At 57.7% G+C, this 19,373-nt stretch carries 17 protein-coding genes; 10 read left to right on the top strand and 7 right to left on the bottom strand.

The window, feature by feature from the left end; translation table 11 throughout:
* Positions 1–36: 36 nt before the first annotated feature.
* Positions 37–2,298: a patatin-like phospholipase family protein gene (locus ACE1BR_RS08875; protein WP_374869437.1), complete on the bottom strand. Its 2,262-nt coding sequence runs from the start codon at positions 2,296–2,298 to the stop codon at positions 37–39.
* A gap of 304 nt (positions 2,299–2,602) precedes the next feature.
* On the opposite strand from ACE1BR_RS08875, the gene ACE1BR_RS08870 reads away from it, so the two are divergent.
* Positions 2,603–2,785 carry a hypothetical protein gene (locus ACE1BR_RS08870; RefSeq protein WP_182928023.1) on the top strand — a complete coding sequence of 61 codons (183 nt, stop codon included), beginning with the start codon at positions 2,603–2,605 and terminating at the stop codon, positions 2,783–2,785.
* Positions 2,786–2,858: 73 nt separating this feature from the next.
* On the opposite strand, the gene lpdA is transcribed toward ACE1BR_RS08870, so the two are convergent.
* The 5 genes from lpdA to ampD all read right to left on the bottom strand — a co-directional run bounded on the left by lpdA (position 2,859) and on the right by ampD (position 10,806).
* Entirely contained in the window at positions 2,859–4,286 is a 1,428-nt protein-coding gene (lpdA, locus tag ACE1BR_RS08865) for a dihydrolipoyl dehydrogenase (RefSeq protein WP_374869435.1), read from the bottom strand.
* A gap of 163 nt (positions 4,287–4,449) precedes the next feature.
* Complete coding sequence (gene aceF / locus ACE1BR_RS08860) at positions 4,450–6,336, bottom strand: pyruvate dehydrogenase complex dihydrolipoyllysine-residue acetyltransferase (protein ID WP_374869433.1); 1,887 nt, start codon at positions 6,334–6,336, stop codon at positions 4,450–4,452.
* Positions 6,337–6,453: 117 nt separating this feature from the next.
* Entirely contained in the window at positions 6,454–9,114 is a 2,661-nt protein-coding gene (aceE, locus tag ACE1BR_RS08855; protein ID WP_374869431.1) for a pyruvate dehydrogenase (acetyl-transferring), homodimeric type, read from the bottom strand.
* Between the two features lie 79 nt (positions 9,115–9,193).
* Positions 9,194–9,958: a pyruvate dehydrogenase complex transcriptional repressor PdhR gene (gene pdhR, locus ACE1BR_RS08850; protein WP_275057321.1), complete on the bottom strand. Its 765-nt coding sequence runs from the start codon at positions 9,956–9,958 to the stop codon at positions 9,194–9,196.
* A gap of 278 nt (positions 9,959–10,236) precedes the next feature.
* The gene (ampD, locus tag ACE1BR_RS08845) at positions 10,237–10,806 is read right to left on the bottom strand and encodes a 1,6-anhydro-N-acetylmuramyl-L-alanine amidase AmpD (RefSeq protein WP_374869429.1); all 570 of its coding nucleotides are present in this window, start codon (positions 10,804–10,806) and stop codon (positions 10,237–10,239) included.
* A gap of 123 nt (positions 10,807–10,929) precedes the next feature.
* Between ampD and ACE1BR_RS08840 the strand changes: the two genes are divergently transcribed.
* From ACE1BR_RS08840 to yacG, 9 genes are all read left to right on the top strand, one after another.
* Positions 10,930–11,400, top strand: a complete 471-nt coding sequence (locus ACE1BR_RS08840) for a TIGR02281 family clan AA aspartic protease (protein ID WP_033115375.1) — start codon at positions 10,930–10,932, stop codon at positions 11,398–11,400.
* A 3-nt stretch (positions 11,401–11,403) separates the two neighbouring features.
* On the top strand, positions 11,404–12,261 hold the full coding sequence (gene nadC / locus ACE1BR_RS08835) for a carboxylating nicotinate-nucleotide diphosphorylase (RefSeq protein WP_374869427.1): 858 nt from the start codon (positions 11,404–11,406) through the stop codon (positions 12,259–12,261).
* A 324-nt stretch (positions 12,262–12,585) separates the two neighbouring features.
* Positions 12,586–12,993: a prepilin-type N-terminal cleavage/methylation domain-containing protein gene (locus tag ACE1BR_RS08830; RefSeq protein ID WP_374509214.1), complete on the top strand. Its 408-nt coding sequence runs from the start codon at positions 12,586–12,588 to the stop codon at positions 12,991–12,993.
* A gap of 4 nt (positions 12,994–12,997) precedes the next feature.
* Positions 12,998–14,704, top strand: a complete 1,707-nt coding sequence (gene tapB / locus ACE1BR_RS08825) for a PilB family type IVa pilus assembly ATPase TapB (RefSeq protein WP_374869424.1) — start codon at positions 12,998–13,000, stop codon at positions 14,702–14,704.
* A 239-nt stretch (positions 14,705–14,943) separates the two neighbouring features.
* Positions 14,944–16,185 (top strand): type II secretion system F family protein, encoded by a 1,242-nt coding sequence (locus ACE1BR_RS08820; RefSeq protein WP_374869422.1) that lies wholly within the window; start codon positions 14,944–14,946, stop codon positions 16,183–16,185.
* Between the two features lie 87 nt (positions 16,186–16,272).
* Entirely contained in the window at positions 16,273–17,145 is an 873-nt protein-coding gene (locus ACE1BR_RS08815; RefSeq protein WP_374869420.1) for a prepilin peptidase, read from the top strand.
* A gap of 17 nt (positions 17,146–17,162) precedes the next feature.
* Positions 17,163–17,771, top strand: coding sequence for a dephospho-CoA kinase (gene coaE / locus ACE1BR_RS08810; RefSeq protein ID WP_374869418.1), 609 nt, complete (start codon positions 17,163–17,165; stop codon positions 17,769–17,771).
* Positions 17,772–17,815: 44 nt separating this feature from the next.
* Positions 17,816–18,538 (top strand): cell division protein ZapD, encoded by a 723-nt coding sequence (gene zapD / locus ACE1BR_RS08805; protein ID WP_374869415.1) that lies wholly within the window; start codon positions 17,816–17,818, stop codon positions 18,536–18,538.
* Positions 18,539–18,547: 9 nt separating this feature from the next.
* Positions 18,548–18,742, top strand: a complete 195-nt coding sequence (gene yacG / locus ACE1BR_RS08800; protein ID WP_374869413.1) for a DNA gyrase inhibitor YacG — start codon at positions 18,548–18,550, stop codon at positions 18,740–18,742.
* A gap of 77 nt (positions 18,743–18,819) precedes the next feature.
* On the opposite strand, the gene mutT is transcribed toward yacG, so the two are convergent.
* A complete protein-coding gene (mutT, locus tag ACE1BR_RS08795) occupies positions 18,820–19,224 on the bottom strand; it encodes an 8-oxo-dGTP diphosphatase MutT (RefSeq protein WP_374869411.1) in 405 nt (134 codons plus the stop codon).
* Positions 19,225–19,373 lie beyond the last annotated feature (149 nt).

Here is a 19,373-nt window from a genome sequence, read left to right as displayed (position 1 = left end):
ACAAATCTGAGTTAACAAATTGGCATCAATTCGGCATTATTCGAACGTACTGCCCAATTGCAGATAGAAGACGTCATTGCCCCCCTCAGCCATGCCGTAGCCAAGGAAGATCGGACCGAGGAAACTCTCTACCCCGACATACAGAGATCCGGCGGTAAACGAACTCTCCAGACTGATCTGCTCCCCTTTGTTCCAGACGCCCCCCTGCTCGATAGATCCCCCCAGATAGAGCGGCACCTTGAGCGCACCGAAGTCGTTGTCCGCCACCCGGTAGATGTAACGCAGGCCGCCAAACAGGCTGTAGCGGCCGCTCAGCTGGTAGCGCTGGAATCCGGAGAGCCGGAATAGCCCGCCCAGATCCTGAATATGGAGTGGCACCACCTCTGCACTGCCTGACCCGCCCCCTTCCAGCATCAGGTTGAGACTGTGCCTATCCCATGACCAGGGTTTGATCATGGCAACCTGATAGTTCCACCCTTCACTACGACCACTGCCCGTATTCAATCCATCCGCCGTGACGTGAGAGTAACCCAGTTTCATATCCCACCTTGCCCCCTGATAGGGGAAGTAGCGGCTATCCAGATTATCGTGTTCAAACTGGACATAGGGACCCCAGGCTTTCGCATCCATCTCCAGTCCCTTGGCATTCTTCACATCAATGGTGCCAGCCTGCCCCTCCAACCCCATCGACAGGCGGCTCCATGGCTGACGGTTCCAACCTACCGCCACATCGGAGCTGAAGAAGGAGTAATCGGTATCGAGATAGGTGATCGATGCCGTCTCCAGATCCTGATTGGGGAAGTAGAGGCGACGCAGCGTCTGGTCATAGGCCAGGCTCGCCTCGCCATAGAAGGTCTGGGAAGGCTCCAGCGGGGTATAGAAGTCGGTCTTGATATGTTTGGCCGTGCCAAGCGACGCTTCGGTCAGCCACTCGGCGCCCCAGTCGTTGACGTTGGTGAGGGTGTAGGACATGCCAACGTTGTAGTTGGAGGTATTCTCGAAGTCATCGGTGAAGCCGAACTGGAAGTTGAGGTAACCCGGCCCCCAGTTCTTCTCGCTGGCATCGACCACCAGCACGTTCTCGCCATCGCGCTCCTCCACCTCATAGGTGATGCGATCGAACGACTCCAGCGCATAAAGGCGGCGAATGCCCGCTTCCAGACTCTCGTTGGTCTGGATCTTGTCCGGACGCACATTCAGCATGGCGCGCACCGTCTCATCGGAGAGGCGGGACTTGTTGATGATCTCCACCTCGTCAATGAAATAGGCAGGCTGACCGCTACGTTCGGCACGACGGCTCAGTTTCTGGTTGCGATAGTCGTTGTACTGCTCTTTGGTCAGCGATAACCGGTCCAGTTGCAGCGACGCCTTGTCAGCTGCCGCCTCACCGATCTTGATCCCCTCAGGCATCCGGGCAAAATCGGCAATACCCATATCGCCAAACTCGGGGGCAAGCAGAATATCCTTGGGCCCCATCAGCGCCTTCTGCTTGTCAGTACCCACTTGGGTCATGTAGGTGGTGAGCTGGTCGATCATCGCCAACCCAGACTTCAAGGATTCGCGGGTACGCAACTTGGCGCTGATATCCACCGCGATCACCACATCGGCCCCCATCGCCTTGGCGACGTCCACCGGCATGTTGTTGACGCTGCCGCCATCCGCCAGGATGTGCCCCTCCCAGTCCACCGGCTTGAGCGCACCGGGAATGGACATCGAAGCTTGCATCGCCTTGGCCAGACTGCCGTGATCCAGTACGAAGGGAGTCACCGTCTCCATATCGGTTGCCATGGCGCGATAAGGGATCGGCAAATCGTCGAAACTCTGCTGAACCGGCAGGTTGGAGGTGGCCCCCCGCAGCAGACTGGCCATGGATTGGCCCTGGAAGAAACCATCCGGCAGCTGGGTAGTGTCGCCATTCACCCCGATGTCGGTGCGTAGCTGATACTGCTCGTTCTGCTGTTTCTTGCGCAAAGAGAGCTCATCGCGGCCCACCTTGTCCTGATAACCCTTGTTCCAGTCGATAGCCAAGGTGGTGCGCTCCACCTCTTCGGCACTGAGTCCCATGGCGTACATGCCCGCCACATAGGAGCCCATGCTGGTGCCCACTATGATGTCGACCGGAATGCGCTTCTCTTCCAGCACCTTGAGGATGCCGATATGGGCCGATCCCTTGGCGCCGCCGCCGCTGAGCACCACCGCAATTTTCGGGCGATCACCCTGTGCCGCCATGGCCAGCAGCGGGCAAACCGCCAGGATCACCAAAAGCAGACGGGTCCATCCCGCACCTAAGCTGCGCATCATATTTTCCATATTATTCATAGGGTCAGTCACCAAGGTTGGCCTCTACTATAAGGTGCAGGGCAGTTAGCGCAACCGTCAATCCGCATCCTGAATGGCCATAGTGTGGGTAGCAACACCATCCCCACCCGGCATGGCTGGCAGGCCAGCAACTTTCCAACCACGCTAGAGCCCATCCGGAACCAAAACAAGATCGCTATGACACCCTTTCTTATCTGCGCGCCATGCCATGACGCTGCGCCCTTGCCGCCCCAGTGCAGTCAAGGCGCAATCGGTCATAATCGGAGAAACAACGGGAGGCATAATGGGCAAACAGATAGTCGTGGGGTTGCTGATGAGCCTGCTCTGCGCCTGCAGCAGCGGGCCGGTGCGGGTGCATGGCGCCGATGTGAGTGTGGACGATACCCGGATCCGGGTGACGGATGGCAGCAGCGGTGGCAGTGGTACCTTCTGCCCACCGGGACAGGCCAAGAAGGGACGCTGCTAATTCCCTTCGCCAGGCAACCAAAAACAAAAAGCCGCTCGATTGAGCGGCTTTTTTATCCAAGCGGAGAAGAAAATTACTTTTTCTTCTTGGCCTTGGCGTTCGGCAGGTCGGTGATGGAGCCTTCGAATACTTCGGCAGCCAGACCCACGGACTCATGCAGAGTCGGGTGAGCATGGATAGTCAGCGCGATATCTTCAGCGTCAGCACCCATCTCGATGGCCAGACCGATTTCACCCAGCAGTTCACCGCCGTTGGTACCGACGATGGCACCACCGATGACGCGGCCGCTCTCCTTGTCGAAGATCAGCTTGGTCATACCGTCGGAGCAATCAGAGGCAATGGCGCGACCGGAAGCGGCCCACGGGAAGGTGGCCACTTCGAAGTTCAGCCCTTGTTGCTTGGCCTCTTTCTCGGTCAGACCGACCCATGCCATCTCTGGCTCGGTGTAGGCGATGGACGGGATCACTTTCGGGTCGAAGTAGTGCTTCTTGCCAGCGATCACTTCGGCGGCAACGTGGCCTTCGTGTACACCTTTGTGAGCCAGCATCGGCTGACCGACGATGTCACCGATAGCATGGATGTGCGCCACGTTGGTACGCAGCTGCTTGTCCACCTCGATGAAACCGCGCTCGGTCACGGCAACGCCAGCCTTCTCGGCATCCAGCATCTTGCCATTCGGCACACGGCCTACGGCAACCAGCACGTTGTCGTAACGAACCGGCTCGGCCGGAGCGTGCTTGCCTTCGTAGGAGACGTACAGGCCATCTTCGCGAGCTTCAACTGCAGTGACCTTGGTCTCCAGCATGATGTTGAACTTCTTGGCCACGCGCTTGGTGTAGATCTTGACGATGTCTTTGTCAGCAGCCGGAACCAGCTGGTCGGCAAATTCCACCACGTCGATCTCGGAACCCAGGGAGGAGTAAACGGTACCCATCTCCAGACCGATGATGCCGCCACCGATAACCAGCAGTTTGCCGGGAACGGTTTTCAGCTCCAGCGCATCGGTAGAGTCCCATACGCGCGGGTCATCATGGGGGATGAATGGCAGTTTCACCGGACGGGAACCCGCTGCGATGATGGCGTTGTCGAAGGTAACGGTGGTCTTGCCGTCTTCCCCGGTCACTTCCAGGGTATTCGGGCCGGTGAACTTGCCGAAACCGTTCACAACCTGAACTTTACGCATCTTGGCCATGCCAGCCAGACCGCCGGTCAGCTGGTTGATAACCTTCTCTTTCCACAGACGGATCTTGTCGATATCGGTCTGCGGCGCACCGAAGACGATGCCGTGCTCGGCCAGCGCCTTGGCTTCTTCAATCACTTTGGCTACGTGCAGCAGGGCCTTGGAGGGAATGCAACCCACGTTCAGGCAGACGCCACCCAGGGTGGAGTAACGCTCGACGATAATGGTATCCAGACCCAGATCGGCCGCACGGAAAGCAGCGGAATAACCGGCAGGGCCAGCACCCAGTACTACGACCTGGGTTTTGATTTCTTTACTCATCATGACCTCTTTGTCGTTCTTGTATCCCCGGACAGCGCAGTCTTATGCCTTCTTTTCGTTGTAAAACAAGAGGCCGCTGCAGCCGTGAAAAAACGGGGCAAGTTTACGATCATGTTAATGAAATGAGAAGTAAAAAGGGCAGGCTCTGGGCCCGCCCTCTCACTTACAGGACCAGTCGACGAATGTCGGACAGCACGCCGTTCATGGTGGTGATGAAGCGAGCACCATCAGCACCATCGATCACGCGGTGGTCGTAGCTCAGAGCCAGCGGCAGCATCAGGCGCGGCGCGAACTCTTTGCCGTTCCACTTCGGCTTCATCTCGGACTTGGAAACACCGAGGATAGCCACTTCCGGCGCGTTGACGATCGGGGTAAAGCTGGTACCACCGATGCCACCCAGGCTGGAGATGGTGAAGCAACCGCCCTGCATGTCGGCAGCGGTCAGCTTGCCGGCACGGGCCTTCTTGGAGATCTCGGCCAAATCGCGAGACAGCTCCATGATGCCCTTCTTGTTAACATCGCGCACCACGGGCACAACCAGACCGTTGGGGGTATCAACCGCCACACCGATGTGGATGTACTTCTTCATGATCAGCTTGCTGCCATCTTCGGACAGGGAGCTGCAGAAGCGCGGGTGAGCTTCCAGCGCCTTGGCGGCAGCTTTCAGGATGAACACCAGCGGGGTGATCTTCACATCCGACTTCTGCTTCTCGAGCATCGCGTTCTGCTCTTTGCGGAACGTTTCCAGCTCGGTGGTATCGGCTTCGTCGAACTGGGTGACATGGGGGATCATGACCCAGTTGCGGTGCAGGTTCGGACCGGAGATCTTCTGGATGCGGGTCAGATCGACCTCTTCCACATCACCGAACTTGCTGAAATCGACCTTCGGCCACGGCAGAACGCTCATGCCGTTGCCAGTACCGGTGCCAGCAGCCGGAGCGGACTCGGCACGCTTGATGGCATCCTTCACATAGGCTTGCACGTCTTCTTTGACGATGCGGCCCTTGCGACCGGAGGCTTTCACCTTGGCCAGGTTGACGCCGAACTCGCGCGCCAGACGGCGTACTGCCGGGGAGGCGTGCACGTAAGCGTCGTTGGCAACGAAATCGGTCGCAGCGGCAGCAGCCTGGGCAACCGGAGCCGGAGCTGCGGCAACAGGGGCTGCAGCGACCGGAGCGGCAGCTTGTGCAACCGGTGCGGCAGCAGGCGCAGCACCAGCCACTTCGAAGACCATGATCAGGGAACCGGTGGAGACCTTGTCACCCGCCTTCACCTTGATCTCTTTGACCACACCGGCGAACGGCGCAGGCACTTCCATGGAGGCCTTGTCACCTTCCACGGCGATCAGGGACTGGTCGGCTTCAACCTTGTCACCCACCGCAACCATGATCTCGGTGACTTCCACTTCGTCGCCACCGATATCCGGTACATTGACCTCTTTGGCAGCAGCGGCAACCGGAGCAGCAGCCACGGGCGCGGCAGCTTGAGCCGGAGCAGCAACGGCAGCAGGTGCAGCGCCAGCCACTTCAAATACCATCACCAGAGAACCGGTAGAGACCTTGGCGCCAGCGGCAACCTTGATCTCGACCACGCGACCGGCGAACGGCGCAGGCACTTCCATGGAGGCCTTGTCACCTTCCACAGCGATGATGGACTGGTCAGCTTCAACCATGTCGCCCACGGCAACCATGATTTCAGTCACGTCCACTTCGTCGTCACCGATGTCCGGTACGTGCACATCTTTGCGCACGGCAGCGACAGGTGCGGCGGCCGGAGCAGCAGCAACCGGTGCGGCAACTTCTGCAGGAGCAGCAGCGCCTTCGGCTTCGAAGATCATGATCTGGGAACCGGTGGCAACCTTGTCGCCCACCTTGATCAGGATCTCTTTGACGATACCGGCGGACGGGGCCGGGACTTCCATGGAAGCCTTGTCGCCTTCTACCGCGATAATGGACTGGTCCAGCTCGACCTTGTCACCCACGGCCACCATGATCTCGGTGACTTCAACTTCATCGGCGCCGATATCCGGCACCATAATCTGTTTGGACATTGTGCTTTATCCTCTTGCGTCGATCCGCGTGACTGGCTGACCGCCCTCACGCGTATCTCGCGTTAACCTTTGCAAGGTCGTGCCGGGTAACAAGTCCCGACACGACACTTGATCCTCTTACGCGTACAGCGGGTTGACCTTGTCGGCATCGATGCCGTACTTGGCGATGGCATCGGCCACAACCTGCTTGTCGATCTCGCCGCGCTTGGCCAGTTCAGTCAGGGCAGCAACCACCACGTAGAACTCGTTCACTTCGAAGTGACGACGCAGGTTGGCACGGCTGTCAGAACGGCCGTAACCGTCGGTACCCAGCACGCGGTAGTTCTCGGTCGGAACGAAGGCGCGAACCTGATCGGCGAAGGACTTCATGTAGTCAGTCGCAGCGATGGTGGCTTCGGAACCCAGTACCTGAGCGATGTATGGTACGCGAGCATCGCTGGTCGGGTGCAGCATGTTCCAGCGATCCGCGTCCTGACCGTCACGGGCCAGTTCGTTGAAGGAGGTGACGCTGAACACATCGGAACCGATGCCGTACTCGCTGGCCAGGATCTGGGCGGCAGTGCGTACGTGACCCAGGATGGAACCACAACCCAGCAGCTGAACTTTCGCCTTGGCACCGGCTACGGATTCCAGCTTGTAGATACCCTTGCGGATGCCTTCCTCGGCGCCTTCCGGCATGGCCGGCATGGCATAGTTCTCGTTCAGGGTGGTGATGTAGTAGAACACGTTCTCCGGGTTCTCACCGTACATGCGGCGCAGGCCGTCCTGTACGATCACCGCCACTTCATAGGCGTAGGACGGGTCGTAGGAGATGCAGTTCGGGATGGTGTTCGCCAGGATGTGGCTGTGACCATCTTCGTGCTGCAGACCTTCGCCGTTCAGGGTAGTACGACCGGAGGTCGCACCCAGCAGGAAGCCACGGGCTTGCTGGTCACCTGCTGCCCACGCCATGTCGCCGATCCGCTGGAAGCCGAACATGGAGTAGTAGATGTAGAACGGGATCATCGGGCAATCGTTGGTGCTGTAAGAGGTCGCAGCAGCCAGCCAGGATGACATGGCGCCCAGCTCGTTGATACCGTCTTGCAGAACCTGACCCTGCTTGTCTTCCTTGTAGTAGGAGACGATGTCGCGGTCTTGCGGGGTGTATTGCTGACCGTGTGGGCTGTAGATACCGATTTGGCGGAACAGACCTTCCATACCGAAGGTACGGGCTTCGTCAGCCAGAATCGGCACGATGCGCTTTCCGATGGACTTGTCTTTCAGCATCACGTTCAGGGAACGCACGAACGCCATGGTGGTGGAGATTTCGCGCGCCTGCTCACCCAGCAGCGGGCCGAAGGCATCCAGCGCCGGGATTTCCAGCTTGGTGGTGCTTTCGCGCAGACGGGTCGGCAGATAGCCTTTCAGGGCGGCGCGACGGTCGTGCAGGTATTTGTGCTCGGCAGAACCGGCTTCGATCTTCAGGTAAGGCAGATCGGCCAGCTGCTCGTCGGCCACCGGCAGGTTGAAGCGGTCACGCAGGTGACGCACGGAGTCCAGCTCCATCTTCTTGACCTGGTGAGCGATGTTCTTGCCTTCAGCCGCTTCACCCATGCCGTAACCCTTGATGGTCTTGGCCAAAATAACGGTCGGCTTGCCCTTGGTCTGGGTCGCCTTGTTGAACGCCGCGAACAGTTTGCGAGGATCGTGACCACCGCGGTTCAGAGCGAAGATCTCCTCGTCGGTCATGTCTTTGACCAGCGCGGCAGTTTCCGGATAACGGTTGAAGAAGTGCTCGCGGATGTAGCCACCGTCGCGGGACTTCATGGTCTGGTAGTCACCGTCCACGGTCTCGTTCATCAGCTGGATCAGCTTGCCGGAGGTATCCTTGCGCAGCAGCTCATCCCACTTGCGACCCCAGATGACCTTGGTCACGTCCCAGCCGGCGCCAGCGAACAGGCCTTCCAGCTCGTTGATAACCTTGCCGTTACCGACAACCGGACCATCCAGACGCTGCAGGTTGCAGTTGACCACGAATACCAGGTTGTCGAGCTTTTCACGCACGGCAACAGTCAAGGCACCCTTGGCTTCCGGCTCGTCCATCTCGCCGTCACCCAGGAAGGCGTAAACGGTCTGCTCGGAGCAATCCTTGATACCACGGTCGGTCAGGTACTTCAGGAAGCGAGCCTGATAGATGGCGGCGATGGGGCCCAGACCCATGGAAACGGTCGGAAACTGCCAGAAGTCCGGCATCAGTTTCGGGTGCGGATAGGAAGGGATACCCTTGCCGTCCACTTCCTGACGGAAGTTGTCCAGCTGCTCTTCGGTCAGACGACCTTCAGCAAAGGCGCGAGCATAGATGCCCGGGGAGATGTGACCCTGGAAGTAAACCAGGTCACCACCATCCTTCTCGTTGCGAGCACGGAAGAAGTGGTTGAAGCAGACATCATAGATGGTCGCAGAAGAAGCGAAGGAAGACATGTGACCACCCAGGTCCAGGTCTTTCTTGGAGGCGCGCAGCACGATCATCATGGCGTTCCAGCGGATGATAGCGCGAATGCGGCGCTCCATCTCCAGGTCGCCCGGGTAGTCCGGCTCGTCGCTGGACGGGATGGTATTGATGTAATCGCGGTTTGCCTTGGCAGCCACGTCAACACCGCTTACGCGGGCTTTCTCGGCCAACTGTTCAAGGATGAACTGAGCGCGTTGCGGACCCTCTTCACGCAGCAGGGATTCCAGAGAGGCAAGCCACTCCAGCGTTTCTATCGGGTCCACATCGTTCTTCAGGATATCAGACATGGCTGGTTCCTATTTTGTTGTGATTGCACGGCATTGCACGACGAAGGGCGCAAGCATTCGACAATAGAGCCTTGTGGGATTAGTTTTCCTGCTGACGGATCCGACGCATGGATCGCTGGATCCGGCTGTCTTCCCTCTGCATATCCAACAAGGTGTCCTCGATAAAGGCCAGATGCTCATGACAAGCTGTTCTGGCCCGCTCCGGAGCCCCCGAAAGAATAGCCTCGATCAGATTCGCACGATGGCGACGGATCTTGGCGACTACTCCCGGGCGGCGATTCAAAATCTCGTTATTTTGCAGAATGTTCTGTTCGAGCATCGGGCCCATGGCCCGCAGCAGATGCAGCAGCACCACGTTGTGGGACGCCTCGGCCACCGCCAGATAAAACTGGGTAACGGCTGCCGACTCGGCCACCAGCGAGCCCAGTTGGCCCGCCTCTTCGATGGTGGTTTGTACCTGACGAATCCGCTCGAAATCAGATTCGGTCCCCCGCAACGCCGCGTAGTAGGCACAGATGCCTTCCAGCGCGTGGCGAAACTCCAGCAGGTCATACCGGGCTTCCGGGTGAGTGCTGAGCAGTTCAAACAGGGGATCGGCCATTCCCTTGCTCAGGGCATTCTGCACATAAGTGCCACCGCCCTGACGGCGATAAAGCAGCCCGCGGGCCTCCAGCCGCTGGATGGCTTCACGCAGCGAAGGGCGCGATACCTGAAACTGGATGGCGAGTTCCCGCTCGGGAGGCAATTTCTGCCCCGGCTGCAGGCTGCCTTCCAGAATCATCTGTTCCAGCTCGGCGACAATGGAGTCGGCCAACTTGGGTTGCGTAATCTTGCGATAGGGCATGGGGCTACTTTGTTAAATTGGTATTACCAATTTCATGGATGGGGCGAAAATTAGCAGAGGCCTTTTGAAAAGTCCACCCAAAAGATGATCTGAATCAAGATTCAAACCCACCACTTAAGGGGTAAAGCGGCACAAACATGATTTAGCTCATAGAAATTGGTCTGACCAATATTCTTGACTGCGCTCACAAATAACATTTGCGCAACCAGAAACAAAGATGGCCTGCCAAATCGGCAAGCCATTGATTTTGAAAACTAAACTAAATTTTAATGTTTGCTTTAGCTGTTTAATAACTGCCGGTAATAATCCCACTGGAAACTGGCGCCTGGATCCGTCTTGCGCCCTGGTGCGATGTCACAATGACCGACAATTTTTTCGTGAGTGATCGCCGGATAACTGGCGGAAATGGCTCGGGTGAGCCCCGCCAGTGCCCGATACTGAGCCTCGGTATAGGGGGTCTCGTCAGTCCCTTCCAGTTCAATACCGATGGAGAAGTCATTGCACGCTTCCCTCCCCTGCCAACTCGATACTCCTGCATGCCAGGCTCGCGCACCAAACGGCACATATTGCACCAACTCGCCATCGCGGCGGATCAGGCAGTGGGCCGATACCCGCAGCTGATGGATACCGGCAAAATAGGGGTGAGCCGCAGGATCAAGGCGTCCCATAAAGAGATCGTCGATAAAGGGGCCGCCAAACTCCCCCGGCGGCAAGCTGATGCCATGAACCACCAGCAGGGAGATATCGTCCGGCGCGGCCCGTTCGTTGTGATGGGGAGAGGGAACCCGGCGAGCCTGCTGGCACCAGCCGGCATCATCGATGGAAAAAATGGGGTCAGGATGGGTCATCGGCTACTCGATACGAGTTGAACAGAAAAGCGCGATCCGGGCTGGCATCTCGTCACCAAGCCGCTGAATCAGTGGAAAATTGTGTGTTAGGCTGAGTCATCTTCCGCTCGCAATGGATGAGATATGCAGCACACGGCACGCTGGATGTGGTTACTGGCCTGGCTCTCTCTGATGGGTCTACTGACCCTCTATTTTCACTCCCGCAGCCAACCCAGCGTCACCGCCAGCGGCGAACTGTTGCTGCAAGCCGACCAGAGCGGCCACTATCGTCTGGAGGGTGCCATCAACGGCCACCCGGTGCAACTGCTGCTCGATACCGGTGCCACTCGTGTCACCATCCCGCAGCAGGTTGCCAAGCGGCTGGGTCTGACAGCCCGCGGCAGCAGCCAGGTCAACACGGCTGCGGGTCAGATCCGGGTCGGCAACGGCACCATCGAAACGCTGGCGATGGGGCCATTGACCTTGTACGATTTGGCCATCTTTATCAATCCGGCGGCTGAGGGCGACGAGGTGCTGGTTGGCATGAACGCCCTGGGCCGGCTGGAGCTGGTTCAAAAAGAGCGGCAACTGCTGCTCAGACCCTTGCAGGAATAAGGCATGTTTCAACAGGATGTCAGCCGCGCCGTACGCGCCGCACTACTCGAAGATCTGGGCGATGCCCTCACCGCATTGGACCAACCGGACGCCAGTGCCGATATCACGGCCCAGCTGATCCCGGCCGACCGGATGGCCAGTGCCCGGATCATCACCCGTGAGGCCGGTGTATTCTGCGGCCAGCCATGGGTCGACGAGGTGTTCGTACAACTCGGCGGCGAGGTGAAGGTGGAGTGGAAGGTGCAGGATGGCGAGGTAATATCCCCCAATCAGGAGCTGTTCCGCCTCCATGGCCCAGCCCGCTTGTTGCTGACTGGCGAGCGCAATGCACTCAACTTCGTCCAGACCCTCTCCGGCGTTGCCACCCTCACCGCTCGCTATGTGGCTGAACTGGAGGAAACCGACTGCCGGCTACTCGACACCCGCAAGACTATCCCGGGGCTGCGCACTGCCCAGAAGTACGCGGTAACCTGTGGCGGCGGCAAGAACCACCGCATCGGTCTCTATGACGCCTACCTAATCAAGGAAAACCATATCCTTGCCTGCGGCGGCATCGCCGAAGCGATTAATGAGGCTCGTCATCTCAATCCGGGCAAACCGGTAGAGGTAGAGGTCGAATCGCTGGCCGAACTGGAGCAGGCGCTGGCGGCCAACGCAGATATCGTGATGCTGGACAACTTCGATGTTGCCATGATGCGTGAGGCTGTCGCCATCAATCAGGGCCGCGCCAAGCTGGAAGTATCCGGTAATGTCACCCTCGATACCCTGGCCGAATTTGCCGCCACCGGCGTCGATTTTATCTCTGTGGGAGCCCTGACCAAGCATGTGCGGGCGCTCGACCTCTCGATGCGCTTTCTCTGATAGAAAGATGCATGTAACTCCCTCGCAAAACGGGAAGATAGATAACAGATCATGGATCTTGCAAAAGGCGCCTCAGGCGCCTTTTCTTTATGGCAGGAACCCTCAGCATAAGGAGTGTGATGGCGGGCCCTTTACAACTAGCAAAAAGAGTCGATAGAAGCTGCTTGCTATATGATTTTCATCATGTTTTTAGCAAATGACAGAAAAGTGGTTAACAAAGGCAGCGATCTCTGTTGCCACCCTTGATAGCTCGGATAAGATACTGACGTGTGGATGATTTTCCATCGGCACTTCCCAGGAACCAAGGACAAAAGGATATTTGAAATGAAGAAACAATCAGGTTTTACCCTTATCGAACTGATGATCGTAGTCGCGATCGTTGCAATTCTGGCCGCGGTCGCTTTACCTGCTTACCAGAACTACACCAAAAAAGCTAAATTCACCGAAGTTGTATCCGCTACTGGTGCTGCAAAAACAGCTGTTGAAATTTGTTACAGCAATTTAGGCACCATTACTGGATGTACTGCAGGCTCAAACGGCGTCCCGGCCAACCCTTCGGGAGCTACAGGGCTTCTCGCATCTATGACCACCACTAACGGTGTCATTACCGCAACAGCTGTCACTACTTCCCCGTTAAACGGTGAAACATATATTTTGACTCCAACACCAACCAACGGAACACTCGTCTGGGCAGCCAGTGGTTCATGTGCCACTGCAGGCCTTTGCCAATAAATCCATGACCTCTAGTCCCAATAGCGGCCTGGCATTAAGCCTGGCCGCCTCTTCACTGATAAGTGAGGAGGACTCCCAGCGCTATCTGAGCCAGGCCAAGGCCCAGCGTAAACCCTTTGTAACCTTCCTGATCGAGAACGAGATCCTTGAGAGCAAGGCTCTCGCCGATTTCTGCGAGCTGGAGTATGGGGTACCTCTGCTGGATCTTGCCGCCTTCGATTTGGCCGAGATCCCGCAGAAGTACCTCAATCAGAAGCTGATTGAGAAGCATCATGTGCTGCCTATCTACACGCAAGGGCACACCCTTTATATCGCCATGTCTGACCCGACCAATGTGTCGGCACTGGAAGATTTCGGTTTCAGCTTTGGCCTGCATACCGAAGCGCTGCTGGTCGAGGAGAACAAACTTACTGCGGCAATAGGAAAATTGCTGGAGAGCGAAAGCGATGCCCTCGGGATGGAGGATATCGACGAATCTGAAATATCCGACCTCGAAGTATCCGATGAGAGCAGTCGACTGGATGAAAGCGTCAATACCGCTGATGATGATGCCCCCATAGTCAAATACATCAACAAGATCATGATGGACGCCATCAAACGCGGCGCCTCAGACCTGCACTTCGAACCCTATGAATTCAAATACCGGGTACGCTTTCGTATCGATGGCATCCTGCATGAAATCGCCACACCGCCAGTCAATCTGGCCAACCGTTTCTCAGCCCGCCTCAAGGTGATGGCTCGCCTCGATATCGCCGAGCGGCGGCTACCGCAGGATGGCCGCATCAAGTTGAAGCTATCACGCAACAAGTCGATGGATATGCGGGTCAACACCCTGCCCACTATGTGGGGCGAGAAAATCGTTATCCGTCTGCTCGACTCCTCGGCGGCACGTCTCAATATCGAGCAACTCGGCTTTGATGACCGACAGAAAGCGCAATACCTTCGAGCCCTCTCCAAGCCACAGGGGATGATCCTGGTGACCGGCCCCACCGGCTCAGGTAAAACAGTATCGCTCTATACTGGCCTCAATATTCTCAACACCACCGAGGTAAACATCTCCACCGCCGAAGATCCGGTGGAGATCAACCTGCCCGGAGTCAACCAGGTGCAGGTCAACCCCAAGGCGGGGCTCACTTTCGCCAGCGCCCTGCGCTCCTTCTTGCGGCAAGACCCGGACGTGGTGATGGTGGGGGAGATCCGCGATCTCGAAACCGCTGAAATCGCCATCAAGGCAGCACAAACCGGTCACCTGGTGCTCTCAACCCTGCACACCAACTCGGCAGCAGAGACCCTGACCCGGATGATGAACATGGGGGTACCCGCCTTCAACATAGCCTCCTCGGTGACCCTGATCATGGCCCAGCGACTTGCGCGCAAACTTTGTGATCACTGCAAAGCGCCGGAGGTGGTGCCGGAAGCCGAACTGCTGGAGCTGGGCTTTACCCCGCAACAGCTAGCGGCCGGATTGCGACTGTTCAAACCGGTCGGTTGCAAGGAGTGCTCTGGCGGCTACAAGGGTCGGGTCGGCATATACGAAATCATGTTGATGTCGGAGAACATCGCCAAATTGATTATGCAGGGGGCCAACTCACTGCAAATCGCCGCCATCGCCCAGAAGGAGGGGATGCGAACCCTGCGTACCTCCGGACTGGAGAAGGCCCGACTCGGGGTCACAAGTCTGGCCGAGGTCAACCGGGTGACCACCAACTAATTCACATGGCTGAGCGATTCAACGGTTCAATTGGCAAAGGGTAGCTGTCGTTCACAAATACGGAATAGATGATAGCCTGGACAACAGAGTAATCAGACATTCAAGTTACTGGGCGGGCGCCAAGAAGGTACCCCACCACAACAAGCGCCCCGTTGGCAGCAGGCCAGTCGGACACCTTGATCAGGTTGGAAACGCACGGAGCCTGTCTCTGACGCCCAACCCCATTGCAGGATGCAAAGATGGCAACCCTAACGAAAAAGAACAATGCCCCCAAGAAAGTCTTCGCTTTCCGCTGGCATGGGGTAAACCGCAAGGGGCAGAAAGTCTCCGGTGAGCTGCAGGCCGACAGCATCAATACCGTCAAGACCGAACTGCGCAAGCAGGGGGTCAATGTCACCAAGGTGGCCAAGAAATCTCAGGGACTCTTCTCCAAGGGCGGCGCCAAAATCAAACCGATGGATATCGCCATCGTCTCCCGCCAGATCACCACCATGCTCTCCGCTGGCGTCCCCCTGGTACAGAGCCTGCAGATCATCGCCCGCAGCCACGAGAAGGCCTCCATGCGCGAGCTGATGGGAGAAATTGCCGCCGATGTAGAGACCGGTACCCCTATGTCAGAGGCGCTGCGTCGCCATCCTCTCTATTTTGATGATCTCTACTGCGATCTGGTGGAAGCGGGTGAGCAATCCGGGGCGCTGGAGACCATCTACGACCGCATCGCCACCTATCGGGAGAAATCGGAAGCACTCAAGTCCAAGATCAAAAAAGCGATGTTCTACCCCACTATGGTCATCCTGGTAGCCATCATCGTTACCTCTATTCTGCTGCTGTTCGTCATTCCCCAGTTCGAGGATATCTTCAAAAGTTTCGGCGCCGAGCTGCCCGCCTTCACCCGATTTGTAATCGGCATCTCGCGCTTTATGCAGAACTGGTGGTATCTCTTCTTTGGTGGAACAGCCCTTGCCATCTTCCTCTACGTGCGAGCCTGGCGAGCCTCGCAGAAGGTGAAAGACAACACCGACAAGTTTGTACTCACTATCCCAGTGGTCGGAATGATCCTGCACAAGGCGGCCATGGCACGCTTTGCTCGCACCCTATCGACCACCTTTTCAGCTGGTATCCCGCTGGTGGATGCGCTGATTTCGGCTGCGGGCGCCTCTGGCAACTATGTCTATCGCACCGCTGTGCTGGCCATCCGCAACGAGGTGGTGGCCGGTATGCAGATCAACGTGGCGATGCGCACCGTCGATCTCTTCCCCGATATGGTGATCCAGATGGTGATGATCGGTGAGGAGTCCGGTGCCATCGATGATATGCTCTCCAAGGTCGCCACCATCTTCGAACAAGAGGTGGATGATCTGGTCGATGGTCTCACCAGCCTGCTGGAACCCCTCATCATGGTGGTGCTCGGGGTACTGGTTGGCGGCATGGTTGTCGCCATGTACCTGCCCATCTTCAAGCTAGGCGACGTGATACATTAAGCCCGACTCCAAATAAAGACCGAGGCTGCGACACTCACCAATGTGCCGTGATCTCAAGGATATAGCTCTTCACACGAACGGTTGGTTATGACACTTCTTCTCGAGCTGGCTCACGGCTTGCCCTGGCTCTACTTTTCACTGGTTTTTATCTTCTCCCTGATGATCGGCAGTTTCCTTAACGTGGTCATTCACCGCTTGCCCATCATGCTGGAGCGGGAGTGGCAGGCCGAGTATCGCAGCTACTTTGCCCCCGATGAGGAGGCCACTGCGCCAGAGCGCTACAACCTGATGGTACCGCGCTCCGCCTGCCCCCATTGCGGCCATGCCATCACAGCACTGGAAAACATCCCGCTGTTGAGCTGGCTCTGGCTCAAGGGACGGTGTAATGAGTGCCAAGCCCCTATTTCGGCCCGCTATCCGCTGGTTGAACTGCTGACAGCACTCCTCTCGGTGGCCGTAGCCATGGTGATTTCACCAGGTTGGGGGGCCCTTGCCGCCCTGCTGCTGACTTGGGTATTGGTGGCCCTCACCTTTATCGATCTCGACAAGATGTTGCTGCCAGACCAGCTGACCCTGCCGTTGCTGTGGGGCGGTTTGCTGTTCAACCTGATCGGTGGTTTTGCACCGCTTGCTGATGCTGTGATCGGCGCCATGGCAGGATATCTGGTGCTCTGGTGCCTCTACTGGGCTTTCAAACTGCTGACCGGCAAGGAAGGGATGGGCTATGGTGACTTCAAGTTGCTGGCGGCACTGGGAGCCTGGCTCGGCTGGCAGGCACTGCCGATCATACTGCTGCTTTCATCCCTGGTTGGTGCCATCATCGGCATCTCGCTCATTGCCCTGCGCAAACACCATCAGGGTAACCCCATCCCCTTTGGCCCCTACCTCGCCATCGCAGGCTGGATTGCACTGCTATGGGGCGATACCATCACCCGCTGGTATCTCACCACCATCCTCTGAAACAGGCGCTCTGACTCATGTATGTAGTTGCAATAACCGGCGGCATCGGCAGCGGCAAGACGACAATTGCCAACCAGTTTGCCGAGCTGGGCATCGACGTCGTGGATGCCGATGTGATTGCCCGCGAGGTCGTTGATTCCGGCACCCCGGCTCTCGCGGCCATCGCCGACCACTTTGGCCCTGATGTCATCACCCCTGACGGTCAGCTGGATCGCCGCCGCCTGCGCGAACAGGTCTTCAGTGACCCATCAGCCAAAGCATGGCTCAATGCCCTGCTCCACCCGCTCATTCGCAGCGAGATGCAGCGCCAGTGTGCCGCAGCCCACTCCCCCTACTGCCTGCTGGTCGTGCCGCTACTGGTGGAAAACAAGCTCACCGGCCTGGCCAATAGGGTACTGGTAGTCGATGTGGACGAGGCGACCCAAATCGAGCGCACCTGCCGCCGGGATGGCGTTACCGCCGAACAGGCCAAGGCCATCATCGCGGCACAGGCGAACCGGTCGGAGCGCATGGCAGCGGCAGATGATGTCATCGAGAACGGAAATGGCAGCGAAATGGCCATAAAAACGCGGATTTTAACGCTGCACGAAACATATCTGGCATTTGCCTCTCAACAAGCTGGTTAACAGTGAGTACACTAGGCCGGATTTATGGCTGGCCAGGATTAGGCATGATTTACGATTTCCCCCTCAATGAAAAAAGCCGGACCTATCTTCGTCTGGAATCCCTGTTTTCCCAGATCCGCGACAATCTGGAGAACGACCAGCCTTGGGCACATATCGCCTTCTTCAAGGGGCTGTTCGATCTGCAGGAGTTGCTGGAGCGTGGTGACCTGCGTGCCGACCTGATCAAGGATCTGGAGCGTCTCGGCCAGCGTCTGAGCCACTGGGCCAGCCTGCCCGATGTCGATCTGGAACAGATCAAGCAGATGCAGCAAGAGAGCAGCCAGCTCTCCCGCAACCTGCTCAACTCGCCACGCCCGGGGGCCCGCCTGAAAGAGGATCGGCTGCTCGGCTCCATCCGCCAACGCTTCTCCATTCCCGGGGGGCTGTGCGCCTTCGATGTGCCGCAACTGCACCACTGGCTCGGCACCCCGGCCATCGCCCGTCACCAGCAGATGCAGGGCTGGCTGAGCGATATCAACCTGCTGATGAATGCCATCACTCTGCTGCTGCGCTTGTGGCGCGAGTCAGGCAGCTTCAGTGAGCAGGTTGCCAGCAACGGTTTCTTCCAGGATACCGCCGAGAGCGCCGAGCTTATCCGCATCAAGCTACCGGGTAACCTCTTCTGCTACCCGACCCTGAGCGGCCACAAGAACCGCTTCGCCCTGCGCTTTCTGCCCACCGCAGAACAACCGATTGGCGATGTGCCGTTCCAGCTCGCCTGCTGCTAAGGAGTCGCCATGGTCACCACGGTCAAGTGCCCGACTTGCCAAACCGAACTGGAATGGGGTCAGCAGAGTCCGTTTCGCCCCTTCTGCAGCAAACGCTGCCAGCTGATCGATCTCGGCGAGTGGGCCGATGAAGAGAAGCGGATCCCGGGGGAGATCAACCCGGATCTGCTGCCGGAGCCGGAAGAGGGCGATCAGTGGCTATAAGCCACTGGTCACTCACCTCTGCAATATCAAAAAAGGGCCGATGGGCCCTTTTTTGATGCTTGTTGATTGCTACCGGTTCAAGCCAGCAGGCCCTGTAGCCGCGCCACAATCGGGCCGTTGGCATCGGGGAAGTGGTAGTTGTGCAGCTCAGCCACCGGCACCCACAGACACTCCTGACCCTCTTTACCGAACGGCTCGCCACTGAAACGGGTCACCTTCCAGATATCGAGCAGTACCTGCTTCTCGGGATAGTCATGGTGCAGCTCCATGAAAGGAGCGCAATCCTGCACCCGGATACCGATCTCTTCCCACAGCTCCCGATCAAGCGCAGTGAGCAGATCCTCGCCCGACTCCACCTTACCACCGGGAAACTCCCAGCGATCACCCTGATGGCGGTCTGAAGAGCGCTTGGCGATGAAGATATCGCCCTGTTCATTCTCGATGACACCAACTGCCACCCAGATCCGTTTTTTCTGTTCCATCTTGTTACCTTTGCACTATGTGCGTCATCGGCCCGCACGATACCCCCAACATCCATATGGGGCGACCTTGCCGATGATACCTAACGTTGGATGATACTGCGTCCATCACCACCAATAACAAGGCGGGCACTGGGCCCGCCTTTTCTGGC

Origin of the sequence: Aeromonas sp. MdU4, from assembly GCF_041929505.1 — a bacterium.
Taxonomy (GTDB): Bacteria; Pseudomonadota; Gammaproteobacteria; order Enterobacterales; family Aeromonadaceae; genus Aeromonas.
Note: the sequence above shows the minus strand (reverse complement) of the source record. Positions and strands in the feature narration are given on the sequence as shown.